The sequence below is a fragment of the Streptomyces sp. MJM8645 genome (genome assembly GCF_001625365.1).
GTDB lineage: Bacteria > Actinomycetota > Actinomycetes > Streptomycetales > Streptomycetaceae > Kitasatospora.
On the sequence record NZ_LJJF01000001.1, the window covers coordinates 1,078,326 to 1,103,937 of the forward strand.

20 protein-coding genes are annotated in these 25,612 nt (G+C 73.1%); 12 read left to right on the forward strand and 8 right to left on the reverse strand.

From position 1 onward, the window contains the following. Nucleotides 1-32 precede the first annotated feature (32 nt). The 7 genes from A6F73_RS04285 (at nt 33) to A6F73_RS04315 (ending at nt 8,678) form a co-directional block, all read left to right on the forward strand. Nucleotides 33-446, forward strand: a complete 414-nt coding sequence (locus A6F73_RS04285; protein WP_063346533.1) for a Fur family transcriptional regulator — start codon at nt 33-35, stop codon at nt 444-446. A 128-nt stretch (nt 447-574) separates the two neighbouring features. Next, nucleotides 575-976 carry a GNAT family N-acetyltransferase gene (locus A6F73_RS04290; RefSeq protein WP_244293282.1) on the forward strand — a complete coding sequence of 134 codons (402 nt, stop codon included), beginning with the start codon at nt 575-577 and terminating at the stop codon, nt 974-976. A gap of 157 nt (nt 977-1,133) precedes the next feature. Beyond that, complete coding sequence (locus tag A6F73_RS04295) at nt 1,134-1,679, forward strand: SRPBCC family protein (RefSeq protein ID WP_063346534.1); 546 nt, start codon at nt 1,134-1,136, stop codon at nt 1,677-1,679. Nucleotides 1,680-1,907: 228 nt separating this feature from the next. Further along, nucleotides 1,908-3,479, forward strand: a complete 1,572-nt coding sequence (locus A6F73_RS04300) for a class I adenylate-forming enzyme family protein (RefSeq protein WP_167745846.1) — start codon at nt 1,908-1,910, stop codon at nt 3,477-3,479. 73 nt (nt 3,480-3,552) lie between these two features. Beyond that, nucleotides 3,553-5,544, forward strand: coding sequence for an FAD/NAD(P)-binding protein (locus A6F73_RS04305; protein ID WP_063346536.1), 1,992 nt, complete (start codon nt 3,553-3,555; stop codon nt 5,542-5,544). Further along, nucleotides 5,541-7,037, forward strand: coding sequence for an adenylosuccinate lyase family protein (locus A6F73_RS04310; RefSeq protein WP_079135420.1), 1,497 nt, complete (start codon nt 5,541-5,543; stop codon nt 7,035-7,037). The genes A6F73_RS04305 and A6F73_RS04310 overlap by 4 nt, the downstream gene beginning before the upstream one ends. 72 nt (nt 7,038-7,109) lie before the next feature. Beyond that, the gene (locus tag A6F73_RS04315; protein ID WP_063346537.1) at nt 7,110-8,678 is read left to right on the forward strand and encodes a class I adenylate-forming enzyme family protein; all 1,569 of its coding nucleotides are present in this window, start codon (nt 7,110-7,112) and stop codon (nt 8,676-8,678) included. Nucleotides 8,679-8,754: 76 nt separating this feature from the next. Here the strand turns inward: A6F73_RS04315 and A6F73_RS04320 are convergent, their stop codons facing one another. From A6F73_RS04320 to A6F73_RS04345, 6 genes are all read right to left on the reverse strand, one after another. Continuing rightward, nucleotides 8,755-9,612 (reverse strand): arylamine N-acetyltransferase, encoded by an 858-nt coding sequence (locus A6F73_RS04320; protein ID WP_063346538.1) that lies wholly within the window; start codon nt 9,610-9,612, stop codon nt 8,755-8,757. Between the two features lie 35 nt (nt 9,613-9,647). Then, nucleotides 9,648-11,603, reverse strand: a complete 1,956-nt coding sequence (locus tag A6F73_RS04325; RefSeq protein WP_079135421.1) for an anthranilate synthase family protein — start codon at nt 11,601-11,603, stop codon at nt 9,648-9,650. Then, nucleotides 11,600-12,229, reverse strand: a complete 630-nt coding sequence (locus A6F73_RS04330) for an isochorismatase family protein (protein WP_063346539.1) — start codon at nt 12,227-12,229, stop codon at nt 11,600-11,602. Before A6F73_RS04330 ends, A6F73_RS04325 begins: the two co-directional genes overlap by 4 nt. A gap of 42 nt (nt 12,230-12,271) precedes the next feature. After that, the gene (locus A6F73_RS04335) at nt 12,272-13,042 is read right to left on the reverse strand and encodes a 2,3-dihydro-2,3-dihydroxybenzoate dehydrogenase (protein ID WP_063346540.1); all 771 of its coding nucleotides are present in this window, start codon (nt 13,040-13,042) and stop codon (nt 12,272-12,274) included. 110 nt (nt 13,043-13,152) lie between these two features. After that, a complete protein-coding gene (locus tag A6F73_RS04340; RefSeq protein ID WP_063346541.1) occupies nt 13,153-14,325 on the reverse strand; it encodes a 3-deoxy-7-phosphoheptulonate synthase in 1,173 nt (390 codons plus the stop codon). Nucleotides 14,326-14,820: 495 nt separating this feature from the next. After that, complete coding sequence (locus tag A6F73_RS04345) at nt 14,821-15,570, reverse strand: 50S ribosomal protein L11 methyltransferase (protein ID WP_063350930.1); 750 nt, start codon at nt 15,568-15,570, stop codon at nt 14,821-14,823. Nucleotides 15,571-15,832: 262 nt separating this feature from the next. Here A6F73_RS04345 and A6F73_RS04350 point away from each other — a divergent pair, with 262 nt between their 5' ends. Continuing rightward, nucleotides 15,833-17,761 carry a helix-turn-helix domain-containing protein gene (locus A6F73_RS04350; RefSeq protein WP_063346542.1) on the forward strand — a complete coding sequence of 643 codons (1,929 nt, stop codon included), beginning with the start codon at nt 15,833-15,835 and terminating at the stop codon, nt 17,759-17,761. Between the two features lie 39 nt (nt 17,762-17,800). Here the strand turns inward: A6F73_RS04350 and A6F73_RS04355 are convergent, their stop codons facing one another. Next, complete coding sequence (locus tag A6F73_RS04355; protein ID WP_244293283.1) at nt 17,801-19,030, reverse strand: transposase; 1,230 nt, start codon at nt 19,028-19,030, stop codon at nt 17,801-17,803. Between the two features lie 273 nt (nt 19,031-19,303). Between A6F73_RS04355 and A6F73_RS04360 the strand changes: the two genes are divergently transcribed. The 4 genes from A6F73_RS04360 to A6F73_RS04375 all read left to right on the forward strand — a co-directional run bounded on the left by A6F73_RS04360 (nt 19,304) and on the right by A6F73_RS04375 (nt 24,338). After that, on the forward strand, nt 19,304-20,290 hold the full coding sequence (locus tag A6F73_RS04360; RefSeq protein ID WP_063346543.1) for an NADPH:quinone reductase: 987 nt from the start codon (nt 19,304-19,306) through the stop codon (nt 20,288-20,290). A 134-nt stretch (nt 20,291-20,424) separates the two neighbouring features. Then, complete coding sequence (locus A6F73_RS04365; RefSeq protein WP_063346544.1) at nt 20,425-20,904, forward strand: Rrf2 family transcriptional regulator; 480 nt, start codon at nt 20,425-20,427, stop codon at nt 20,902-20,904. 77 nt (nt 20,905-20,981) lie between these two features. Next, nucleotides 20,982-22,202: an MFS transporter gene (locus A6F73_RS04370; RefSeq protein WP_063346545.1), complete on the forward strand. Its 1,221-nt coding sequence runs from the start codon at nt 20,982-20,984 to the stop codon at nt 22,200-22,202. A 258-nt stretch (nt 22,203-22,460) separates the two neighbouring features. Then, complete coding sequence (locus A6F73_RS04375) at nt 22,461-24,338, forward strand: acetolactate synthase large subunit (RefSeq protein ID WP_063346546.1); 1,878 nt, start codon at nt 22,461-22,463, stop codon at nt 24,336-24,338. 107 nt (nt 24,339-24,445) lie between these two features. Here the strand turns inward: A6F73_RS04375 and A6F73_RS04380 are convergent, their stop codons facing one another. Then, nucleotides 24,446-25,285 (reverse strand): helix-turn-helix transcriptional regulator, encoded by an 840-nt coding sequence (locus tag A6F73_RS04380; protein ID WP_063346547.1) that lies wholly within the window; start codon nt 25,283-25,285, stop codon nt 24,446-24,448. Between the last annotated feature and the right edge of the window lie 327 nt (nt 25,286-25,612).

The following is a 25,612-nucleotide window of genomic DNA, read 5'->3' on the forward strand; positions in this document are numbered from 1 at the left end:
GACCTCCCATTGACCTGAATAGGTGAACCGATATGAGTGACCTGCTGGAGCGACTGCGCGGACGCGGCTGGCGCCTCACCTCCCAGCGGCGTGTCGTGGCGGAGGTCCTGGACGGCGAGCACGTTCACCTCACCGCCGACGAGGTCCACGCCCGAGCCGCCGAACGCCTGCCCGAGATCTCCCGGGCCACCGTCTACAACACCCTCGGCGAACTGGTCACCCTCGGCGAGGTCACCGAGGTCTCCACCGACGGCCGGGCCAAGCGCTACGACCCCAACGCCCACCACCCGCACCAGCACCTCGTCTGCACCCACTGCGGCACCATCCGCGACGTCCACCCCACCGACGACCCCCTCGCCGCCCTCCCCGCCGACCAGCGCTTCGGCTTCACCGTCACCGACGCCGCCGTCACCTACCGCGGCCTCTGCCCGACCTGCGCGGGCTGACCACGGCCTGACCACGGCCTGACCACGGGCCAGGACTCCCGGTCCCGCCCGGACCGAGGACCGGCATTCCCTGCGAAGATCGGGGGATGGAACTGACGATGGTTGACGTCATACCGGGGAACGCCGCCATGGCGACCGATGTCGGGCCGCTGATACGGCAGTTGAGGCCGGCCCTGACCGCCGAGGGGTTCGCCGCCTTCGCCGCCGAGGCGCACGCGCAGGGGCTGGTCTTCACCGCCGCGTACGACGGTCGCGGGCGGTGCGTCGGGGTGGCGACCCACCGGGTGCTGGCGACCAGTCGCGGCCGGCTGCTGTTCGTCGACGACCTGGTGACCGACCGCGCGGTGCGGTCGGCGGGGGTCGGCGGGCGGCTGATGGCGGAGCTGGAGGAGCGGGCCCGGCGGACGGGGTGCGCCCGGATCGAGCTCGACTCGGGGGTGACCAACCACGGCGCGCACCGGTTTTATCACACGGCCCGGATGTCGATCGTCGCCCTGCACTTCGCCCGCGAGATCCGGGCCGGTTCGTAGCGGTTCGAGGGGACGGCCGGTTCACGGCCCGCGGTGCCGGCCGGTTCGCGGCCGTTCGCCGCGGCCCCGGGCCGGAGTTGACACGGAATCACGGAGTTGACGGACCCGCCGGCCTGCCCTTGACCCCCTCCGGGGCCTGGCTGGGACGATCCCCGGCATGGGCGAAACCATCAACGAGAAGCAGCCGATATTCTCCGCCGACGCCGACATTCGCATTTCCGCGACACCGATCGAGGTCTACGCGGTGATCAGCGACCTGCCGCGCAGCGGCGAATGGAGCCCGGAATGCCTGGGCGGTGAATGGACGGTCGGCGAGCCGGCCGCCGTCGGGTCCGTGTTCCGCGGCGACAACCTCCGCGGCGACGACATCGTCGCCTGGGCGCCGGTGGTCCGCGGCCGGTGGACGACCCAGTCCGAGGTGGTCACCGCGGAGCCGGGCCGGACCTTCCGGTGGGCGATACACAACTCGGACGGCCAGAAGCAGGAGAGCATCTGGGGCTTCGACATCGAAGCAGCCGAGGGCGGCGGCAGCCTGCTGACCCACCACTTCCGTATGGACTCGGCCACCCAGGGCATCAAGGGCATCACCGCGGAGATGGACGCGGCCGAGAAGCAGCGCTTCTTCGCGGAGTGGGGCGACAAGATCTCCGGCGATCTGGCCGCCTCCCTGCAGCGCATCAAGGCCGTCATCGAAGAGGCGTGACGCCGGGCGGTATCCGGCCTTTCCGCGATTCGCCCGGAATTCCCGGGCTCGTGCCCGGGCACGCGGCCATTCGGACGCCCGGGCACGCCAATTCACCTCGGACGGTGTCCCTTTCACCGCGGGTGGTGTCCATTCCATTCACGTCAGGCGCCGACGGCGCACAGCCACGGCCCGGGAGGCGTACAGGTGCTTCTTCAACGTATCGGAAACCGGGGAATTCAGCTCGGGATGCTCTTCGAACGCGCCGCGGCCAGACACGGCGCGAACGTCCTCATCCTCGACCACGACCTCGACGCGGCACCGGAGTTGGGCCGCAGGGCGACTGTCGCCGAGGTGTCGGACCTGGTGGACGACCTGGCCTCCCGGCTCTGGGCGGCGGGCGTGCGGCCGAGCCGGCGGGTGGTGGTGTACAAGGCCGACGGCTTCGACATCACGCTGCTCGCGTGCGCGGCGGCGCGGATCGGGGCCGTCCCGGTCCTGCTGTCGCCGGCTCTGGACGGCGCGACGGTCGCCGAGCTGGTCCGCCGCACCGACCGGCCGTTCCTGGTGACCGACCAGGAGAAGCTGGAGAACGTGCTGCCCGAGACGGTCTTCGACCTCGCCGACCGGGTGGTGCTGACCTCCGGCTCGTACCAGGACGCCGTCGAACTGCGGGCGCTGGCCGGGGTGGAGAGGGTCAAACCCGTCATCATGCCGGCCGACCACCCGACCCTGATCACCCACACCTCGGGCACCACCGGGACGCCCAAGCTGGCCGTGCACACCGGGTTCAGCCTGCAGTCCCGCTACCGCCCGCAGGCCTCCGTCATCGCCCCGCTGATCCCGGGCCGGGAGACCATCGCCATCCACGTCTCCTTCGTCCACTCCCGGCTGATCACCGCGCTGGCGATCTCGCTCTACCGCGGCTTCCCGCTGGTCGTGCTGCGCGAGTCGGACCCGAAGCACGTCGGCGACCTGTTCGCGCGGCTGAAGCCGGGCATCCTGGAGGCGCACCCCAACTCCTTCATGGAGTGGGAGGAGTTGGCGCAGGACCCGCGCGGCCCGCTGTCCAACGTCAAGCTGTTCAGCAGCACCTTCGACGCGATCCACCCGCGGACCGTGCACCGGTTGCTGCGCGCCACCCGGCGCCGCTCGCCGCTCTTCGGCCAGTTGTACGGGCAGAGCGAGATCGGCCCGGCCATCGTCCGCGGCTTCACCCGGCGCCGCACCCTGGACGACGACGGCCGCTGCGTCGGCATGCCGTTCCCCGGGATGACCGACGTCCGGGTGGTCAGCCGGAACGGCAACCCGCCGTCCGAGCGGAACCCGGGCTTCATCGAGGTGCGCAGCGACGGACGCATCGTCACCTATCTCGGCGAGCAGGACCGCTACGACGCCCAGGTGTCGGCGGACGGCTGGTGGCGGATGGGCGACGTCGGCTACCGCACCAAGTGGGGCTGCGTGCACCTGCTGGACCGCGAGGTCGACCTGATCGAGGGCTTCGGCAGCACCCTCGCGGCCGAGGACACCCTGTTCGGCCAGTTGCCCGGCCTCGCCGAGGTCATCATCATCCCCGGCCCGGACGGCAGGGCCGTGCCGGTGGTGTGCACCAAGGACGACGAACCACTGGACCTGGCGGCCTGGCGGCGCGCCGCGGCGTCGCTGCCGCCGATGGCCGAGCCGGTCCACCGGCGGCTGGAGGAGCTGCCGAGGACCGCCACCACCAAGATCAAGCGCCTGGAGCTCGCCCGCCTGCTGCTCGCCGAAGCCCCGCAGGGCACCCGGGTGGACGTGGAAGACGTGGAGGACGTGAAGCCGTGAGTGAGCGAACCGAGCTCGTCATCGAGAGGTGCGCGTGGGCGCATGCCCCTGCCGAGCGAAGCGAGGCGGGCGCATGAGCACAGTAGGCAGCAAGGCGGCACTGGAGGTCTGCGTCATCGGGGCCGGCCCGCGCGGCCTGTCCGTTCTGGAACGGCTCTGCGCCAACGAGCGCGCAGCGCCCTCGCACGGCTCCATCACGGTGCACATGGTCGACCCGGCCGCGCCCGGCGCCGGCGCCGTCTGGCGCCAGGACCAGTCACGGCACCTGCTGATGAACACCGTGGCCTCGCAGATCACCGTGTACACCGACGACAGCTCCCGGATCGACGGCCCGATCGAGCCCGGTCCGAGCCTGTGGGAGTGGGCGGTGGAGGTCGCCGAGGCCGGCGCGGCCTCCGGGCAGGACGAGGAGTGCGTGGCCGAGGCCCGCGCCCTGCAAGCCGACAGCTACCCCACCCGGGCGTTCTACGGGCGCTACCTGAACGCGAGCTTCCGCCGGGTGGTGGACGGCGCGCCCGCGCACGTCACCGTCCAGGTGCACCGCTCGCGGGCGGTGGCGATGGCGGACACCCACGGTGTCCCCGGCGGCCCGCAGGGCATCCGCCTGGAGAACGGCAGCCGGCTCAACCACCTGGACGCCATCGTGCTCGCCCAGGGCCACGTCGCGGCCCGGCCGACCCCGCACGAGGAGCGGACGGCGAGCCTGTCCCGGATCCACCACCTCACCTACATCACCCCGGCCAACCCGGCGGACCTCGACCTGAGCGGCATCCTGCCGGGCCAACACGTCCTGTTGCGCGGACTCGGGCTGAACTTCTTCGACCACATGGCCCTGTTCACGGTCGGCCGGGGCGGCGCCTTCGTCCGCGCGGACGGACGGCTGGTGTACCGGCCGTCGGGCCGGGAGCCGAAACTGTTCGCCACTTCGCGCCGCGGCATCCCGTACCACGCCCGCGGCGAGAACGAGAAGGGCGCGTACGGCCGTTACTTCCCCCGGTTGCTGACCGCCGAGTACATCGCCGGGCTGCGCGAGCAGTCCGCGGCCGGTGAGCCGGTGCAGTTCCGCACCGACCTGTGGCCGCTGATCGCGCGCGAGGTGGAGAGCGTCTACTACGGCACGCTGCTCGAAGCGAAGGGCCGCGGCGCCGAGCGGGAGCCCTTCGTCCAGCGGTACCTGACGGTCGCCCACGGCGGCGGCTTCGCGGCCCTGCTCGACGAGCACGGCATCCCCGAGTCGGAGCGTTGGGACTGGGAGCGGCTCTTCCGCCCTTACGGGGACCGGGAGTTCACCGGGCCGGAGGACTTCCGCGACTGGCTGCTCGGGTACCTGGCCGAGGACGTCGAGGCGGCCCGCGCCGGCAACCTCAGCGGCCCGCTCAAGACCGCCCTGGACATCCTGCGCGACCTGCGCAACGAGATCCGCCTCGCGGTGGACCACGGCGGGCTGGAGGGGAACTCGCACCGGGACGACCTGGAGGGCTGGTACACCCCGCTCAACGCTTTCCTGTCGATCGGCCCGCCGGTCTCCCGGATCGAGGAGCTGATCGCCCTGATCGAGGCCGGGGTGGTCGAACTCACCGGCCCGGGCACCGAGATCCGGATCGACACCGAGGCGGCCGCCTACGTGCTCACCTCCCGGGCGGTGCCCCAGCCGCCGGTGCGCGCCACCGTCCTGATCGAGGCCCGGCTGCCCGAACCCGACCTGCGCCGCACCACCGACCCGCTGCTGCAGCACCTGCTGAGCACCGAGCAGGCCACCGCGTACCGGATCCCGGGCACGGGCGGCACCGATTACGAGACCGGCGGCCTGGCCGTCACCAAACGGCCGTACCGGCTGCTGGACACCCGGGGCCGCGCGCACCCGCGGCGCTACGCCTACGGGGTGCCGACCGAGTCGGTGCACTGGGTGACGGCGGCCGGAATCCGGCCCGGCGTGGACTCGGTGACGCTCGGCGACTCGGACGCGATCGCCCGCTCGCTGCTCGCCCTGCCGCCCACCACCCAGCTGCCCTTCGGGGTCCGGCCGGACGCGGCCGTCACCGACCTGACCGGAGTGCTGATATGACCGACCCTGACGAGCCGGTCGCCCCGCACGGACCCGGCGACCCGCACGACGCGCTCGACGCGCAAGGCCCGCACGACGCGCACGACGCGGCCGACATCCTGACCGACTCCGGGCTGCTCTCGCCGGTCCGCGCCGGGACGCCGGTCGAGGCCGCCGTCTGCGACCGGGCCTGGCTGCAGGCCATGCTGGACGCCGAAGCGGCGCTGGCCCGGGCCCAGGCCGGGCTGGGCACCCTGCCGAAGACCGCCGCCGACACCATCACCCGCCTGGCCCGCGCCGAGCTGCTGGACCTGCGGTCCCTCGCGGTCGAGTCCCGGGAGACCGCCAACCCGGTGGTCGGGCTGGTCCGGGCGCTGACCGCGGTGGTGGCGGCCGAGGACCGGGCCGCCGCCGAGTACGTCCACCGCGGCTCCACCAGCCAGGACGTCCTGGACACCGGCGCGATGCTGGTGGCCGCCCAGGCCCTGCGGATCATCCGCGCCGACCTCGCCCGCACCGCGCGGGCCCTGGCCGTCCTCGCCGAACGGCACCGGGACACCGTCCTCCCCGGCCGCACGCTCGCCCTGCAGGCCGTACCGACCACCTTCGGCCTCAAGGCGGCCGGCTGGCGCCGGCTCGTCCTGGACGCCGAGCAGCGGCTCGGGCACGTCGCCGAGCACGGTCTGCCGGTCTCGCTCGGCGGCGCCGCCGGCACCCTCGCCGGGTACCTGGAGTACGCCCGGATCGACGGCGCGGCCGCGAACGGGGCGGCGCCGGACCCGGGCGACTACCTGGACCGGCTGCTCACTGCCTTCGCCGCCGAAACCGGGCTGGCCCGCCCGGTGCTGCCCTGGCACGCGCTGCGCACCCCGATCGCCGACCTCGCCGGAGCGCTGGCCTTCACCGCCGGCGCCCTCGGCAAGATCGCGATCGACGTGCAGTCGCTGACCAGGACGGAGGTCGGCGAGGTGGCCGAGCCCACCGCGGCCGGGCGCGGCAGCTCCTCCGCGATGCCGCACAAGCGCAACCCGGTACTGGCCACCCTGATCCGCAGCGCCGCGCTGCAGGTGCCGGTGATCGCCACCGGGCTCACCCAGTGCCTGCTGGCCGAGGACGAGCGCTCGGGGGGCGCCTGGCACGCCGAGTGGCAGCTGCTGCGCGAGGCGCTGCGGCTGACCGGGGGCGCCGCGCACACTGCGGTGGAGCTCGCCGAGGGGCTGGAGGTCCGGCCCGAACGGATGCGCACCAACCTGGAATTGACTGGTAGTCAGATCGTCTCGGAACGGATCGTCGCCGTCCTGGCGCCCCGGCTCGGCAAGGCGACGGCCAAGCAGCTGCTCACCGAGGCCTCCGGCGAGGCCGACCGCGATGGGCGGCCACTGGAGCAGGTGCTCGCCGAACTGCCTGCTCTCGACGGCATGTTCGGCAGGGCCGAGCTCTCTCGGCTGTGCGATCCGACCTCGTACACCGGGGCGGCCGGCCCCCTCGTCGACCGGGCCCTGCGCGAGCCGTGAGGCCGGCCCGGCGCCGGCGCCCCGGCGCCGGACTCCCGAGCGATCTGCGACCAACCGAAGGGGAAGAGGAGCATGTTCCTGCAACGCGTCGGCAACCGAGGCATCCGACTGGGCACGGTCTTCGACCGCGCGGCCGCCCGTCACCCGGCGAGCCCGGTCTACCTCGACCACGACCTCGACATCGCCCCGGAGCTGGGCCGGCGGGTCACCCTGACCGAACTCGCCGATCTGGTCGACGACTTCGCCGCCCGACTGTGGGCTTCCCAGGTCCGCCCCGGCTCGCACGTGGTGATCCACAAGTCGGACAGCTTCGACATCTCGCTGCTCGCCTACAGCGTCGCCCGGGTCGGCGGGGTCCCGGTGCTGCTGTCCCCGAAGCTGGACGGCACCACCGTCGCCCGTCTGCTGGGGCGGCTGTCCCGGCCGACGCTGCTCACCGACGCGGCGAAGCTGGAGCAGGAACTCCCGTCCGAGGTGTTCGACCTGACCGAGCGGGTACTGGTGGCCACCGGGGAGTTCCCGGGCGCGACCGCGCTGGCCGGGCTGGCCGGGGTCGAGCGGGTGGCGCCCGTGATCATGCCGCAGGACCAGCCGGCCCTGATCACCCACACCTCGGGCACCACCGGCCTGCCCAAGCTCGCCGTCCAGACCGGCATCACGATCCAGGCCCGCTGCCGCCCGCAGTCGGTGCTGCTCGCCCCGGTCGGGCGGCACGAGCCGATCGCCGTACACGTCTCCTTCGCCCACTCGCGGATGATCAGCGGGGCCGCGCTGTTCGCGCTGCGCGGCCACCCCATGATCATCCTGCGGGACGACGAGCCGGAGCACGTCGCGAAGCTGTTCGCCCGGATCCCCCCGGGGGTGATCGAGTCCCACCCCAACACCCTGCTGAGCTGGGAGGTCCTGGCGGACCACCCGGCGAAGCCGCTGGCCAAGGTCCGCTGCTTCAGCAACACCTTCGACGCCATCCACCCCCGCACGGTCGACACCCTGCTGGGCGCGTCCGAGCGCAGCCTGCCGTTCTTCGCCCAGACGTACGGGCAGAGCGAGACCGGCGCCATCGCCGCCCGCACCTACACCCGGCACCGCCGCAGCGGCGCCGACGGCCGCTGCGTCGGGCGGACCTTCCCCGGGATGACCGAGGTCCGGGTGGTCAGCCGGGACAGCCGGCCGGTGACCAAGAACTCCCCCGGCCACATCGAGGTGCGCAGCGGCGGGCAGATCGTCACCTACTTCGGCGAGCGGGAGCGCTTCGAGGGCCAGTTCTCGCGGGACGGCTGGTGGCGGATGGGCGACCTCGGCTACCGCACCCGGTGGGGCTGCCTGCACCTGCTGGACCGCGAGGTCGACGAGATCCCGGGGATCAACAGCACCCTGGACCTGGAGGACAAGCTGTTCACCCGGCTGCCCGAGCTGCTGGAGGTGATCATCGTGCCCGGCGGGGACAAGGCCCCGGTGCCCGTGGTCTGCACCCGGGACGACCAGCCGCTCGACCTCGCCCGCTGGAACCGCGCGGTGGCCGGCCTGCCCACCTTGGCCCCGCCGGTGCAGCGCCGGCTGGACGAGCTGCCGCACACCGCCACGACCAAGGTGAAGCGGCTGGAGCTGGCCAGGGAGCTGGCCACGGCCGAGGAGGCCTGAGCCGACGAAGGCGTCGGCCCCGGCGGTGTCGTGAGACCCGCCGGGGCCGACGTGTGTCAGGAGGGGCCGACGCGTGTCAGGAGGAGTCGATGGCCGGCAGGCTCCGCAGGACGGACCGCAGGTCCCCGGGCCCGAGCCGGACGCCGAAGTCCTCCGCGAGCACGGCGGCGTACCGCTCGTCGGTGAGGTCCGCGGCCTCCGTCGTGCCGTCGGCGCGGCCGACGACCAGCCGCCGGCCGTCGAGGGAGAGCCGGCGCTGCGGCGTGATCCTGGACAGGTAGGCCCGGCCGGTGAACGGGGAGCGCTCGTGGGTGGAGGTGTAGTGGTTCATCACCACGCAGTCGACCTGGTGCAGCGGCAGGCCCGTCTCGAACCGGTAGAGCGGCAACCACCCGTCGGGGCAGAGGAGTTCGAGCACCCAGCAGTCCGGTTCCGAGCCGACCCGGCGGAGCCGGTGAGTCCAGCCGTCGGGCTCGGCCAGGGCGCCGTCGGTCAGCGGCAGCGGCTCCAGCGGCCCCTTGTCGCCGAAGCCGACGTCGGCGAGGAAACGCGCCTGGCCGACCGTCACCAGCAGCACCAGGTGGGTGCGTGGCAGCGGTCGGCCGGCGTTCAGCAGGGCTCGGGCGGCGAGCCTGGTGACCTGGAAGCCCAGGCGTTCCAGCACTGCGGCGAAGAGCAGGTTCTGTTCGAAGCAGTAGCCGCCGCGGCCGCCGGCGACCAGCTTGGCCTGGACGCGGTCCAGGTCGAGCGGGACGCCGCGGCCGAGCGGGATGTCGAGGTTCTCGAACGGGAGGGCCAGCAGGTGGGCGCGGTGCAGCCGGCGCAGCGTCCCGGGTTCGGGGGGCAGCGGACCGGGGACGCCGGTGCGGGCCAGGTAGGCCCCGACGTCGAGCAGTTCCGCTCCCCATTCGCCGGTGGCGCGGTCATCGCCCATCCTGTCGGCCCCTCTCCCGTGCGGTCTCCCGGAGACTACCCGGCAAGGATCGCCCCGGCACGGAGGACCTCGGCGATCAGGCCACCGACGATCCGGGGGCCGTCCTGGGTGAGCACCGACTCGGCATGGAACTGCATGGACGCGAAGTGCGGGCCGCGCAGGGCGTGCACCTCGCCGGTCTCCCGGTCGCGGGCGGCCTCGACGGTGCCGACGCCGTCCACGTCGACCGTGTCGTGCGGGCTGATGGCGGCGAAGGTGTTGTAGAAGCCCACCCGCTCGCGAGCGCCGAACAGGTCGATCTCGCGTTGGACGCCCTGGTTGGGGACGTCCCGGCGGCGCAGCGGCAGGCCGAGCAGGGTGGACAGCACCTGGTGACTGAGACAGACCGCGACGAACGGGCGCCGCCGGGCGAGCAACTCGGCCACCGCGGAGCGCAGACCGGCGATCTTGGGATGGTCGGCCTGCCGCGGGTCTCCCGGCCCCGGGCCCATCACGACCAGGTCGAAGCCGTCGAAGGCGTACTGCTCGTCGAATCGACGGATCGTCACCTCAAGCCCCAGTGACGTGAGTTGGTGGCCGATCATGGCGGTGAAGGTGTCCTCGGCGTCGATCACGAGCACCCGGCGCCCGGCGAATTCGGCGAGCCGCCGGCCGCGGTCCGCGTCCTCGGCCAGCCAGAAGTCCGAGATGCCGGTGTTGCGCCGCTCCAGCGCGGCCAGTACCCGCGGGTGGCCGGCGAAGGTGCGCGGGCCTCCGGCTTCCAGCGCGGCCAGCAGCCCGGCCGCCTTGGCCCTGGTCTCGGCGACCTCGGAGGCCGGGTCGGAGTGGCGCACCAGGGTGGCGCCGACTCCGATCTGGATCCGGCCGGCGGTGTCGATGTCGGCGGTGCGGATCAGGATCGCGGAGTCCATCGTGCGCCCGCCGTGCTCGTCCCGGCCGATCAGCGCGGCCACGCCGCTGTAGTAGCCGCGCCCGGCGGGCTCGTAACGGCGGATGACCCGGGCGGCGCTCTCCAGCGGGCTGCCGGTGACGGTCGGGGCGAACATCGTCTCGCGGAGGATCTCGCGCGGGTCGCGGTCGGTCCGGCCCTCGATGAGGTACTCGGTGTGCGCGAGCCGGGCCATCTCCTTGAGGTACGGGCCGACCACCCGGCCGCCGCCCTCGCAGATCCGGGCCATCATCTTGAGCTCCTCGTCGACCACCATGTAGAGCTCGTCGGCCTCCTTGCGGTCGGCGAGGAAGTCCATCACGCCGGCCAGGGTGGGGCCGGAGGCCGGGTAGCGGTAGGTGCCGCTGATCGGGTTCATCACGGCGACGCCGTCGGCCAGGCTGATGTGCCGCTCGGGGCTGGCGCCGACGAAGGTCCGCTCCCCGGTGTGCACGACGAAGATCCAGTAGGCGCCCGCCTCGCGCTCGGTCAGCCGGCGGAAGAAGGCCAGCGCGGCGTGCAGGGTGTAGTCGCTGATCTCGGCCAGGAAGGTACGGCGGACGACGAAGTTGGCGCCGACGCCCTGCCCGATCTCCTCGGCGACCACCCGGCGGACGATGTCGGCGTACTCCTCGTCGCCGAGGTCGAAGCGGGCGCCGGTCAGCTCGGTGGGCCGGTCCGGGATCAGCGCCAGCGCTTCGTCGAGGTCGACGGTGGCGTGCTCGGTCACCGTCATGGCGAGCAGCGGGGCACCGTCGTCCTGGGCCTCGAAGCCGCGCTCGGCGATCTGCCGGTACGGGACCAGGACCAGGACCTCCGGGCCCGGGCGGCCGGGCTCGGGGCCCAGCGGGACACCGTCCAGCGTGTGCGCGGTGGCGACCTCGCCGAACAGGACGTCCAGCGTGCCCGGGCCGGTGGTCTCGGGCCGGTGCAGGAGGGCGAAGGCGGGCGGCCGCTCCGCGAGCACCCGGCGCAGCAGTTCCTCGGTCGTCCGGTCCGTCGTCCGCTCGCTCGTCCGGTCCGTCGTCGGCTCGCTTGCCCGGTCCGTCGTCCGGTCGGTCATGCGAAGGTCTCCTTGGCGGTGATCAGCATCGCGCAGCGCGCGGCGGCGTACTCCAGGGCGAGCCGGTGGTGGGCGGCGGAGAAGTCCGCGACGGCGTCGGCGACCAGGAACGGCCGGATGTCGTTGGTGAAGGCGTCGACGGCCGTCATCAGTACGCCCACGTGGGCGTACACGCCGCACAGGATCAGCTGGTCGCGGCCCTCCTCGCGCATCCGCTGGAGCAGGTCGGAGCGGAAGAAGGCGCTGTAGCGCCACTTGGTGAGCAGCCAGTCGCCGGGGGCCGGGGCGAGCGACTCGACGACCTCGCGGTCGACCGGGTCCATCCGCATCCCGGGGCCCCAGAAGTCCAGCAGCAGCCCGCGCTGTTCGGTGGTCATGCCGCCCGGCTGGGCGGTGTAGGCGACCGGCACGCCGAGCTCGGCGGCCTGGCGGCGCAGCAGGGCGGCGTTGTGCAGCAGCTCCCGGCCGGGTGCCTCGTCCGCCGGGAAGGGGCGCAGGAAGTAGCGCTGCATGTCGTGCACGAGCAGCACCGCGCGGTCCGGGCGGACGGTCCACGACACGGTGTTGTCGGGCAGCTCGCCCGCGGTCGGCATCGGATAGGGCTCGATGGTCGGAATGCCTGCCATGCGGTGGACTCTCCTGGGGGAGTGGTGAGTTGGGCGAGCCGGTCAGGCGCCGAGGCCGGCGCCGCCGTCGACGGTGAGGTCGTGCAGGGTGATGTGGCCGGCCGCGTCGGAGAGCAGGAAGAGCACGGCGGCGGCGATGTCGGCGGGGCTGGCCAGCTTGTTGAGCGGGATGCCGACCCGGAAGGCGTCCGCGCGACCGTGCAGGGTGCCCTGCGGGCCGGATTCGTCGTGCCACATCGAGGTGAGCATCGGGGTGTCGGTGGATCCGGGGGCGACGAGGTTGCAGCGGATGCCGTACCTGGCGACCTCCAGGCCGAGGCTCTTGGTGAACATCGTCGCGGCGGCCTTGGAGGCGGCGTAGGCGGCCATCTCGGTGCGCGGGGTGCGGGCGGCGTTGGAGGCGACGGTGACGATGGCGCCGCGCCCGCGCGGGATCATCCGGTCGACCACCGCGCGGGAAACGTGGAAGACGCCGTTGACGTTGACCGCGAAGGTGGCCGTCCAGTCCTCGACGGAGAAGTCCCGGACCTCGCCGAGGCGCAGCACCCCGGCGGCGTTGACCAGTTGGTCCACCGGCCCGAGTTCGCGCTCCACCTGGTCGACGAGCAGGTCGACGGCGCGGTGGTCGCTGACGTCCACCGGGTAGGCCTCGACCCGCAGGCCCTCCTCGGCGAGGGCGGCCACGGTCTTGCGCAGGCCCTCCTCGTCGCGGTCCGCCGCGGCCACCGCGGTGCCCTGTTCGGCCAGGGCGCGGACCACGGCCGCGCCGATGCCGCCTGCTGCCCCGGTGACCAGGGCGATCGTGTTCGTCACTGCCGGACCTCCCTCGGGGCCGACGCGTGGCCGGCCCGTCGCTTTCTCGATTGCTCTCTCGGTTGCTCTCTCGGTGTGGCGGTGCGTGGCGCCGTTCCGGGCGCGGCGGGTCAGCCCTCCCAGGCGGAGACCACGGTGATGGCCTGGCCGGGGTTGAGCCGGGGATCGCAGAAGCTGGTGTACTTGTCGCCGACGTGCGCCATCCCGGAGGCGTCGTGGGCGCACTCGGTGACGTCGTCGGGCGTGGTCTCCAGGTGCAGGCCGCCGGCCACGCCGCCCTCGGAGCGGACGGCGTACTGGAAGTGCTGGATCTCCCGGACGACGGTCTCCACGAAGCGGGTCTTCAGCCCACCGGGCGCGGTGACGGTGTTGCCGTGCATCGGGTCGGTGAGCCAGATGACCGGGTGGCCGGCCTCCCGGACGGCCCTGACCAGCGCGGGCAGCCGGTCGGCGACGACCTCGGCGCCCATCCGGGCGATCAGGGTCAGCCGTCCGGGCTCGCGGCGCGGGTCGAGCCGCGCGCACAGCTCCAGCAGTTCCTCGGGCGCCATGCCGGGGCCCACCTTGCACGCGACCGGGTTGGCCACGGACGCGAGCATCGCGACGTGGGCGCCGGCCACGTCGCGGGTCCGCTCGCCGATCCACGGCCAGTGCGTGGACGTCAAGAGGCTTTCGGTGTAACTGATCTGACGGATCATCGGAACTTCGTAGTCGAGCAGCAGCGCCTCGTGGCTGGTCCACACCGGCGGGCTGAGCGGCGAGCGGCGGTCCGGATCCGGCCAGCCGAGGTGGGTCATCGCCTCGGCCGCCGCCCAGTAGCAGTCGAGCAGCCGCCGCGGGTCGGGGCGGCGCAGCTCCGGGTCGGGTTCGGGGCTGTTGACCAGGTGGCCGCGGAAGACCGGGATCTCCAGGCCGCCGACGAACTCGGTCGGCTTGGAGCGGGGCTTGGCGAACTGGCCGGCCATCCGGCCGACCCGGACCACCGGCCGGTGGGTGGCCATCGTGACGATGCCGGCCAGGACGTCCAGCAGCCCGGTCTTGCGGGCGACGTCGCCCGCGGTGCACTCCGCCGGGTCCTCGGCGCAGTCGCCGATCTGTACGACCTGGGCCCGCCCGGCCGCGACCTCGGCGAGCACGGAGCGCAGCCGCCGGACGTCGGCCGGGCCGACCAGCGGCGGCAGACCGGCCAGCCGGTCCTTGATGTCGGGAAGGTGCTCGTGGTCGGCCCAGTCGGGCTGATGGAGTGCGGGCCGGGACAGGAGCGCGGACAGGGCGGTGACCATGGGTGTCTCCCAGGGCGAAGGTGCGCCGGCTCGGCGGCGCGCACGGAAGGGCGTCGTGGCGAGGCTGTGGATGGCACGGGTCGGGGAGGACCGGCGGGCCCGCGGCCCGGGTCCCGGTCCGGCAGCGGTCCGCCGGCCGCCGAACGGCTGAGGCTCTTCCAGATCTTGTGGCGTGCCGCCAGGTGTCGCCAACGCCCGCCCCCGCACTTCGTCAGGTGGCGGATACTCCATCAGGTGGCGGCACACTCCGTCAGATCTCGCCCGGGGGCGACGAAGAACGGTGACGGCAGACCCTCGAAGAGGTCCGCCCGAGGTGGCGGACCGGCGAGATCCGGCCATGGAACGGCTCGGGCGCGCGACCCGCCCGGACGCCGTACGGCACGGCCGGATCCTGGTGGCCCAGGCCTACCCCGGGGGTGGGCGGACCACCGTTCGCCGGCACCTCGCGGCACATGCCGAAGCCGGCGCGGCAGGTCGGGTCGCCGGACCCGGACGTCAGAAGCCGGTACCGGGTGCCGTCTCGTGGCCGGCCCGGCCGCGCGCCACGGTCACCTCGATCAACATGTGCTCGACCTCCTGCTCGCCCTCCGGGAAGACGCCGCCGCGCACCACCCGCAGGGTGCGCCCGCATTCCTCGGCGATCCGGCGCAGCGCCGTCAGGTCGCCGCGCTCGCTGAAGTGCAGCAGCACCGAGCCGCCCGGAGCCAGCCGGCCCGGAGCCTCGACGAGGAAGCGGCGGTGGGCGGCGTAGCCCGGGTCGACGTAGCCGCGCTCGTGCATCGTCCGGTAGCGGTAGTCCTCCGGCGCGAGCACGTAGTTGGAGTGCCAGAAGACGGTGTCGAAGCGCTCCTCGGGCGCGAGCGCGGCGAACAGGTCGCTGTGCACGCTGTGGACGCGGTCGGCGACGCCGTGCCGGTGGGCGTTCATCTCGGTGTTGCGGACGGCGGCCTCGTTGATGTCGCCGGCCACCACCCGGGCATGCCCGGCCAGTGCTGCGGCCACCGCGATGACGCCGCTGCCGCAGCCGATCTCCAGCAGCGAGCCGGAGCGCCCGGCGGCCCGCGGGTCGTCCAGGCCGAGCAGGCGCATGGAGATCTCGGTGGTGGGCGAGTAGACCGGGGCGAAAATCCCTGGCAGCAGGTCCCATTCACGGCCGCAGAGCCGGAAGGTCGCGGGCCGGTGCGCGTGCTCCAGCGCGGCCCTGCTTCGTTCCAGCGAACGGCGGTAGTCCCGTAGCGCGTTCATGCCGTCCGCCTGTGCCCCCACCGCGCCAGCTGGGCGTTGTCGCCCGGACCACCTCCCTGGTGGCCACCACCTCATCCTCCTCAACCGGCACGGGCGGCGGGAAGGTGACCCGGCAACACATCGGGGACCACTCGGCGGTGCCCTCTCCACCGTCCACACCGTGGAATCATCCGAGCTCCACCCAAAGTGACATGATAAACACGTTGTAGCACCTGGCATGTGCCAGGCAAAACGGCTGGTATGTACGGGTGGGGGATAAGAGATGGCCCAACAGGGGGTCCGGAAGCGGCCTGACGCGCTGACCGTACTGACCTTGCTGGTGGCGGAGGCACCACCGGCGCGCATCGAGTCACTGCTCGCCGAGGCCGCCTGTGGCGGCGCCCCCGAGGCCGAGACGGCCGCACTCGAGCGGGCCGTCCGGCTCGGACTGGACATCTGCGCCCAGCGCCGCGGGCGCCAGCAACGCGAAGCGGGCCTGTCCGCGCTGCTCGACACCGCCCGGGACCTCCTCGTCCCCGACACCCTCGACGGGGTGCTCAAGGCCGTCACCCGGCGCTCGCGCCTGCTCCTCGGCGCGGACATGGCGTACGTCAGCTTCCCCGGACCGGAGGACGGCCTGTCCTACATCCGGGCGTCGGACGGCCACACCTCCACCCTCAACGTCGGCCTCCAGCTGACCGGCGGCTCCGGACTCGGCCACGCCGCCGTCGCCAACCTCGCGCCGGTCTGGACCCCGGACTACCTCGACGACAACCGGATCCAGCACAGCACCGACATCGACGAGGTGGTCCGGACCGAAGGGCTGCGCGCGATCATGGCCGTCCCGCTGAGCTACGGCCCGCACCCCTTCGGCGCGCTCTACGTCGCCGACCGCAATGTGCGGCACTACACCCCGGAGGAGATCTCCACCGCGAACCTGCTCGGCGAGCTCGCCGGCCTGGCCGTCCAGCGCACCCTCGTCCTCGACGACGCCAAGGCCACCGTGCAGACCCTGCGCGAGGAGCACGGACGCACCACCGAGTCGCTGCGGGAGCTCAGCGAGCACCGGCGCATCCATCACGAGCTGATCGAACGGGCGCTGACCGACTGCGAACTGCACGGCCTCGCCGAAGCCGTGAGCCGGAACCTGGGTGGCGCGCTGCGGATCCACGCCGCGGACGGCACCGTCCTGACCACCGCCGGCCGGATGCCCGAGACCGGCCCCGCCGCCGCGGAGGTGCACGCCGCCAAACGCCCGGTCCACACCGCGGACGGCCTCTGGGCGGCCCCGGTCACCGCCGGAGGCGAGATACTCGGCACCCTGGTGTTCCGCCCCGAGGACCTCCCCGCGGCCGGCATCGACGAACTGCTGCACCTGGCCGCCCAGGCGGTGGCGGTGCAGCTGCTGCGCACCGGCGACACCACCGTCGTACAGGGCCGCGCCCACGGCGAGCTGTTGGAGGACCTGCTCACCAGCGCCCAGCGCCCGCCGCAGCAGTTGGAGGAGCGCGCCCGCCGGCTCGGCATCAACCTGGCCACGCCGCACGTGGTGGTGGTCGTCCGCCCCGAGGCCCGAGCGGTCGGCCGGGCCTGCGCCCTGGCCACGGGCCTGGCCCAGCGACTGAACGGGCTGCGGGTCGGGCACGGCGGCAACGCCGTGCTGCTGCTGCCCGGCACCGACGCCGGCGCGACGGCCCGGGCCGTCCTGAACGAACTCGCCCCGCTGCTCAGCGAACCGGTCACGGTGGCGGCGGCCGGGCCGGTCGCGGACGCCGCCTCGGTCTTCCACTGCCACCAGGAGGCGCTGCGCTGCCTGGAGGCGATGATCGCCCTCGATGCCACCGGCCGCTCGGCCTCCCCCCGCGAGCTGGGCTTCCTCGGTGTCCTGCTCGCCGACAACCGGGACGTCCGCTCCTTCGTCGACTCGGTCATCGGTCCGGTGCTCGAGTACGACCGGCAGCGGTTCACCGACCTCGGCCGCACCCTGGACGCCTACTTCGAGACCGGAGCCAGCCCCACCCGGGCCGCCCAGAAGCTGCACGTCCACCCGAACACCGTCGCCCGCCGCCTGGAACGCATCGCGGAACTGCTCGGCCCCGACTGGCAGGACCCCGGCCAAGCCCTCGAAGTCCAGCTCGCCCTACGGCTCTCGCGCGTCCGCGACCTCCTCATCAAGGACGGCCCGTCGGCGGGAGTCGGCCAAGGAACCTAGGGCCGTGTCGGGGCGCGGGCGTGATCCGAAGGAGAGCCCCTAGCTCACCCGGCGGAGCGAGCGGCCGCCGGTGTGGGAGAGGGCCACGACCGCGTGTGCGGCCGAGGCGAGGGTGACATGGCGGTGCCAGCCGTTGAAGGAGCGGCCGGTGTAGTCGCGGATACCGGTGCGGTCCGCGATCTCGTCGAAGTCCCGCTCGACCCGGCCGATCCGCAGGCTCAGCCGGAACAGCTGGGCCGGCGTGGCGTCCGGGATGTCGGCCAGCCACAGCTCCTGCGGCCAGCGCCGGCCGGAGCTGCCCGCGCCGAGCAGCAGCAGGTCGCGGTCCGGGCCGTCCGGCCTGCGGTTCACTCCCAGGGGGCGGGCCGCCCCGGGCACCGTCCGCACCCGGACGGCACCGACCAGCGCGGTGCACAGCCCGGCGTCCTGGCCGTGGTCGGTCCAGGTCACCATCCGCCTGCGGTCCCGGCACGCCCCGATGATCCGGTGGGCCGGCATCGCCTCCGCGCCGTGCCCGGCCCCCTCGGCCGGGCGGAGCGGCAGCGTGCTGTTGATCCGCACGAGGAACGGCACCCCCGCCGCGCGCAGCCGCCGCAGCGCCTTCATCCCGTCCAGCTCCCGGACGTCCATCACCACCGGCAGCGTGGGCAGCCGCCAGTCCGAGGTCAGCTCCAGCACCGCCTCGACCGAGCAGTCGCCCAGCGTCCGGGTGTCCACACTCGCCGGGATGGACGCCTGGCTGCGCCGCGGCACGTCGTCCAGCCACGCCCGGGACAGGTGCAGCCGCCAGTTCACCGGCATGCTCACCTCCTCGGACGCCGCCCAGACACCCACCGCCTGCTGCGCGTTGAGCACCTGGCCGAGCGAGGAGATGAACCTGCGATCCACGCCCACCGAGTGCTCCCCGGCCTTCGGGATGACCGTCTGCTGCACCACCCAGGCCTGCGGCGGCGCGACGGACGTCACGTAGTGCGCCAGCGCGGCGCGCACCGGGTCCCACTCCCAGGTGGAGCTGCTGATGAAGTGGTGCAGGTTCTGCTCCGTGGCCTGCCCGCCGATCAGCCGCGCGATGTTGCGCACCGACTTGCGGCCCTCCGCGCCCAGCAGTCCGCGCAGGTACTCCACGCCCTTGCGGCGCTGGTCCGCCCGGGGCAGCGACGCGAACAGCGCCGGGCACAGCTCCGAGAGGACGATGTCGTGGGAACTGCCGACGCCCGGCTTGCGCCCGGGCGTTCGCGTGTCCCTGATGTGCAGGGCGAAGTCGCTCATCGAGATCCCCAACCTCTACATGGCAGACGCATCTTCAGATGGGTCGACGGTATGCAGAGGGCTCGGGCCGGGCCCAGGTGCACCGGACACACGGCTGCACGCGCGGCCTATGGCCGGACCACCGGACAGCGCACGCGGGCAGGCGCGATCGCCCCCGGAGCCGCCCGGCGGGGTGTGCCGGGGCCATCAGGGGCGGGCCGACCGCGCGCGAGTTGACGAACAAACGACTTCCGTGCGGCACCCCGGCGCCGACCGGTGGAAGACTCTCCGAGCATGCGAGCAGCCTTCATCGAGGCCCTCGGGCCGCCCGAGAACATCCGCTACGGCGAACTTCCCTCCCTCCGTCCCGGGCCGACCGACATCCTGGTCGACGTCACGGCCACCACCGTCAACCCGGTGGACACCTTCGTCCGCTCCGGCCTCTTCCGCACCCCGGTCGAGTTCCCGTTCGTGATCGGCCGCGACCTGGTCGGCACCGTGGCCGCGGCCGGGCCGGCCGCCCCCGGCTTCGCCGTCGGCGACCGGGTGTGGACCAACAGCCTCGGCCACGGCGGGCGCCAGGGCGCCGCCTCCGAGCAGGTCGTCGTCCCCGCCGACCGCCTCTACCACCTCCCTGAGGGCGTCCTCCCCGAGGAGGCCGTCGCCGTCGTCCATCCGGCCGCGACCGCCTACCTCGGCCTGTTCACGCACGGCCGCCTGCGGGCCGGTGAGACCGTCCTGGTGGCCGGCGCGGCCGGGAACGTCGGCTCCGCGCTGGTCACCCTCGCCGTCGACGCCGGGGCCCGGGTCGTCGCCACCGCCTCCGCCCGCGACCTGGAACAGTGCCTCGCCCTGGGCGCGGCCGAGGCCCTGGACTACCGCGATCCGGACCTCGCCGAACGGCTCGCCCAGGCCTGCCCCGGCGGCGTCGACCTCCACCTCGACACGTCCGGGGAGAACGACCTGGCCACCGCCGTCGACCTGCTCGCCCCGCGCGGACGGATCGTCCTGCTGGCCGGCGCCCGCTCGCGGCCGATCCTCCCGGTCGGGCCGCTCTACATGAAGGACTGCTCGATCGCCGGCTTCGTGATCTCGCATGCGACCAGCACCGAACTGGCCGAGGCCGCCGTCGCCATCAACCGCCTGCTCGCGGCCGGACGGCTGCGCCCCCTGGCGGTCGAGGCCCTTCCGCTGAGCGCCGCCGCCGAGGTCCACGGCCGAATGGAACGCGGCGAGCTGCACGGCAGAAGGGTGGTCCTCAGGCCCGATTCGCAGGCCTGACCGGACGCCTGCCAACCGTTGTACCGGAGGTCCGGCAGGGCCGCAACGCCCTCGTCGGGCCGCGACTTGACATATTCCGGGCCTCCGGCACGTCCGGCCTGCGACACAGAACCTGGACGTGTATTGTCCTGGTTATGCGAATGGGTGAAGGAGTCGAGTGGGGCCTGCACTGCTGCCTCACCCTGGCATGGCTCGACAGTGACCAACCGGTTCCGACAGCACGGCTGGCGGCCTGGTTCGACCTGCCGCCGGCCTACCTGACCAAGCGCCTACAGGCGCTGGTCCGGGCCGGCATCCTGAGCTCGACGCCGGGCTCCAAGGGCGGCTTCCGGCTGGGCCGACGGCCGGAGAAGATCACTCTGATGGACGTGGTCACCGCCATCGAGGGCCCCGACGACGTGTTCCGTTGCACCGAGATCCGCCAGCGTGCGGACGGTGGTGGCGCCATCGCACGGGAGTTCCGACAGCCGTGCGGGATCGCCACCGCGATGCGCAAGGCCGAACTGGCCTGGCGCCGCGAACTCGCCGGGCAGACGGTGGCCGACCTCATGGCCGCCGCGCCGGGCGGGGCCGCCGACCGCACCCGACGCCACTACGCCCGCATGACCGGCTGACCGCACGCCCGACGGTCCGGCCGCCTCACCGCGCGGCGACACCACAGCACGCGCACCGACCCGCAAGGAGAATCTGGATGTCCAGTGTCTCGATTCCGGCCGACCGGAAAGCTCCGGCCGAACCCGGCTCACCACCCCAGGGCGGCCTGTCCTCCACCCTCGTCCTCGCCTTAGGCACATTCGCCGTCGGCACGGACGCCTTCGTCGTGGCCGGCTTCCTCCCCTCCATGGCCAAGGACCTGCACGTCTCCTCGGCCACGGCCGGCCAGTCGATCACCGTCTTCGCCGCCGCCTACGCCGTCCTCTCCCCCATCCTGGCCACCCTCCTCGCCCGGCTTCCCCGCCGAACCCTGCTGATCACCGCACTGTTCACACTCGGCATCGCCAACCTCGGCTCGGCACTGGCCCCCAACATGGCCGTGCTGATCATCAGCCGCATCATCGCCGCCGCCGGCGCCGCCGCCTACACCCCCAACGCCGGAGCCGTCAGCGCCTCCCTCGTCCGCCCCGAACTGCGGGCCCGCGCCCTCGCCGTGGTCATCGGCGGCCTCACCATCGCCACCGCACTCGGCGTGCCGCTCGGCAACGCCGCCAGCCACTGGCTGGGCTGGCGCACCGCCCTCGGTCTCGTCGCCGGACTCTGCCTGCTCGTCGCCGTGATACTGCGCCTGATCATGCCGTGGCTCCCCGGCAACGTCCGGGTGCCGCTACGCACCCGCCTCGCCGTCCTGCGCCGGCCGGCCGTCCTCGCCGTCCTGCCGCTCACCATCCTCGGCATGGGCGCCAGCTACACCGCGTACGCCTACAGCGTGCCCATGCTGGAAGCCGTCAAGGTGCCCGAGAGTTCCATCCTGTGGATGCTCTTCCTGTACGGCCTCGGCGCCGTCATCGGCAACCTCGCCGCGGGCTACACCACCGACCGCTGGGGCTCCACCAAGGTCCTGATCATCGGCTACACCGCCATGGTCGTCGCCCTCGGGGCCCTCGCCTGGCTCGCCGCCTCCGACTCCGACCTCAAGCCCGTCGTCGGCCTGCTGGTCCTCCTCTGGGGCGCCAGCAGTTGGTGCCAGACACCCCCGCAGCAGCACCGCCTGATCGAGGTCGCCCCCCAGGAGGCCCCGCTGGTGGTCTCCCTCAACTCCTCCTCCATCTACCTCGGCATCGGCCTCGGCACCATCATCGGCGGCTCCACCCTCGGCGCCGGCGCCGCGACCGTGTACGGCCTGGGCGCGGCCATCGCCGCCATCGCCCTGATCTTCCTGCTCTTCACCCGCCACTCGCCCACGAACAAAGGCTGAGGCGCGAGACACCTCCTGCGGGCCGGTCAACTCACTTCCGGCCACCGCTTCCTGACGGTGCGGCGTCGCACCGAGCGCTGAAACACCCCTCAGCACGCGACGACCGACGACCGGCGCGGAGACAGACCCTGCTGCCCCGGTTTCCCCGACACGTCCCTGACCGCCCAACGGCGCCGCGCACCGCAGCGGCCCCGGCCACGGACACCACCCCGCACTCCCCGCGGGACCACCACGTCGACGAAACCGAGAGATTGCCAGATGACCCAGTTGAGCGAGTCCCCCGTGACCACCCACAGCGCCGAGACCACCGAATCGACCCCCGCGCCGGTCACCCCCGACGCACGGACCACGCCCGCGGAGTCCGGGACGACCGGCGCCCAGGCATTGATCCGTGCACTCGAAGAGGTCGGAGTGGACACCGTCTTCGGCATCCCGGGCGGGGCCATCCTTCCCGCGTACGACCCGCTGATGGACTCGGCCAAGGTGCGCCACATCCTGGTCCGCCACGAGCAGGGCGCCGGCCACGCCGCCACCGGATACGCCCAGGCCACCGGCCGGGTCGGGGTCTGCATGGCCACCTCCGGCCCGGGCGCGACCAACCTGGTGACCCCGATCGCCGACGCCTACATGGACTCCGTGCCGATCGTCGCGATCACCGGCCAGGTCCCCTCGACCCTGATCGGAAGGGACGCCTTCCAGGAGGCGGACATCTGCGGCATCACCATGCCGATCACCAAGCACAACTACCTGGTCACCGACCCCGACGAAATCCCCCGGGTGATCGCCGAGGCCTTCCACATCGCCGCCACCGGCCGCCCCGGCCCCGTCCTCGTCGACATCACCAAGGACGCCCTCCAAGGCCTGACAAGGCATCGGCAGATCGAGCCCACGCTGCCCGGCTACCGCCCGGTCACCAAGCCGCACGCCAAGCAGATCCGCGAGGCCGCGAAGATGCTGGTGGGCGCCAAGCGCCCGGTGCTGTACGTCGGCGGCGGCGTGATCAAGGCGCAGGCCACCGCCGAGCTGCGGATCCTCGCCGAGCTGACCGGCGCCCCCGTGGTCACCACCCTGATGGCCCTCGGCGCCTTCCCCGACAGCCACCCGCAGCACCTGGGCATGCCCGGCATGCACGGCTCCGTCCCGGCCGTCACCGCGCTGCAGAAGGCCGACCTGCTGTTCACCCTCGGCGCCCGCTTCGACGACCGCGTCACCGGCAAGCTGGACGGCTTCGCCCCGCACGCCAAGGTCGTCCACGCGGACATCGACCCGGCCGAGATCGGCAAGAACCGCCCCGCCGACGTGCCGATCGTCGGCGACGCCCGCGAGGTGCTGGCCGATCTGATCGTCGCCGTCCAGGCCGAGTTCGACGCCGGCCACAAGGGCGACTACTCGCAGTGGTGGGAGAAGCTCGACGAGTGGAAGAAGACCTACCCGCTGGGCTACGAGCCCGCCCCGGGCGGCCGGCTCTCCCCGCAGCAGGTCATCGAGCGGATCGGCCGGCTGGTCGGCCCCGAAGCGATCTACGCCGCAGGCGTCGGCCAGCACCAGATGTGGAGCTCGCAGTTCATCCGCTTCGAGAAGCCGGGCACCTGGCTCAACTCGGGCGGCGCGGGCACCATGGGCTACGCCGTCCCCGCCGCGATGGGCGCCAAGGCCGGCCGGCCCGACACCGCGGTCTGGGCGATCGACGGCGACGGCTGCTTCCAGATGACCAACCAGGAACTGGCCACCTGCGCCCTGAACGACATCCCGATCAAGGTCGCGGTCATCAACAACGGCTCGCTCGGCATGGTCCGCCAGTGGCAGACGCTGTTCTACAACCAGCGCTACTCCAACACCGTGCTGCACGCCGGCCCCGACCACGACGGCATCGCGCCGCCGGCCCAGGGCACCCGGATCCCCGACTTCGTCCTGCTGTCCGAGGCGATGGGCTGCGTCGGCCTGCGCTGCGAGCGCCCCGAGGACCTGGACGCCGTCATCAAGCAGGCCATGGAGATCAACGACCGCCCGGTCGTCATCGACTTCATCGTCCACCAGGACGCCATGGTCTGGCCGATGGTCGCGGCCGGCACCAGCAACGACGAGATCCAGTTCGCCAAGGGCGTCCGCCCCGACTTCGGCGACGACCTCGACTAGGTCCTGTCACCCCTGAACCCCGGTCGTAGGCCCTCGACCCCCGCGAGGGCCTACGACCGGTCTTATTTCTCGCGCCCTTCAGGCAGACGGCCATCGGAGCAGGCCGCTCAGCGGCTCGCCGCCCAGGAGAGCAGGAGGCGCAGGGCGTCGTCCGACGGGGTGTGCGGGTCGGCGGTGTAGGTGACGAGGGCCTGGTCGGGGTCGTCGGCGGGGCGGAGGGTGTCGTAGGCGAGGTCGAGGGGGCCGGCGATGGGGTGGTGGAAGAGCTTGCGGCCGGAGGTCTTGTCGGCGACCGGGTGTTCGGCCCAGAGGTGACGGAACTCCTCGCTGTGGACGCAGAGTTGGCCGACGAGCTCGGCGAGGAGGGGGTCGTGGGGGCGGCGGCCCGCCTCCAGGTGGAGGAAGGCGACGTTCTCGCGGGCGCAGGCCGTCCAGTCGCCGTAGAGCTCGCGCGAGGCGGGGTCGAGGAAGGTGCAGCGGGCGATGTTGCGGTCCTCGACCGGCAGGGCGCCGTAGTCGCCGAACAGCGCGACGGCCGCGCGGTTCCAGGCCAGGACGTCCATCCGGTGGCCCATCACCAGGGCCGGGACGTGGTCGAGCTGGTCGAGCAGCCGCAGCAGGGAGGGGCGGGGCTGCTGCGGGGCGGTGCGGCGGCGGGGCGCACGGCGGGTGGGGCGGGCGAGGCGGTGGAGGTGGCCGGACTCGTCGGGGGCGAGTTGCAGGGCGCGGGCGACGGCGTCGAGGACGGCTTCGGAGGGGTTGCCGACGCGGCCCTGTTCGAGGCGGGTGTAGTAGTCGACGCTGACCCCGGCGAGGTGGGCGAGCTCCTCGCGGCGGAGCCCGGCGACCCGGCGGCGGCCGCCGTAGTCGGGCAGGTCGACGTCCTCGGGCCGCAGCTGGGCGCGGCGGGTGCGGAGGAACTCGCTCAGGGCACTGGTCGCGTTCATAGGGATGATTCTCACCCAGAGGCGGGCGGCGGTGCCTGGCCCTGCCAGGACCAGGCACCGCCGGCACCGCACGCGGCCGGGGACCAGCCGGGGATCAAGGGGGACGTCAGCCCGCGACGGCCTGGACGGCGGGCAGCCGGTCACCGGCGGCGAGGAGGCGGCGGGCGGTGGCGAGGCCCATGCCGCTGGTGCCGCCGGTGATCAGGACGGTGCGGTCGGCGATTCCCGGGGGTCGACGGAGTCCCGGGGGTCGACGGAGTCCCGGGGGTCGACGGGATCCCGGGTCATGGCGTTGTCGGTCGTGGCACCCACTCTCCCGACGGCCGT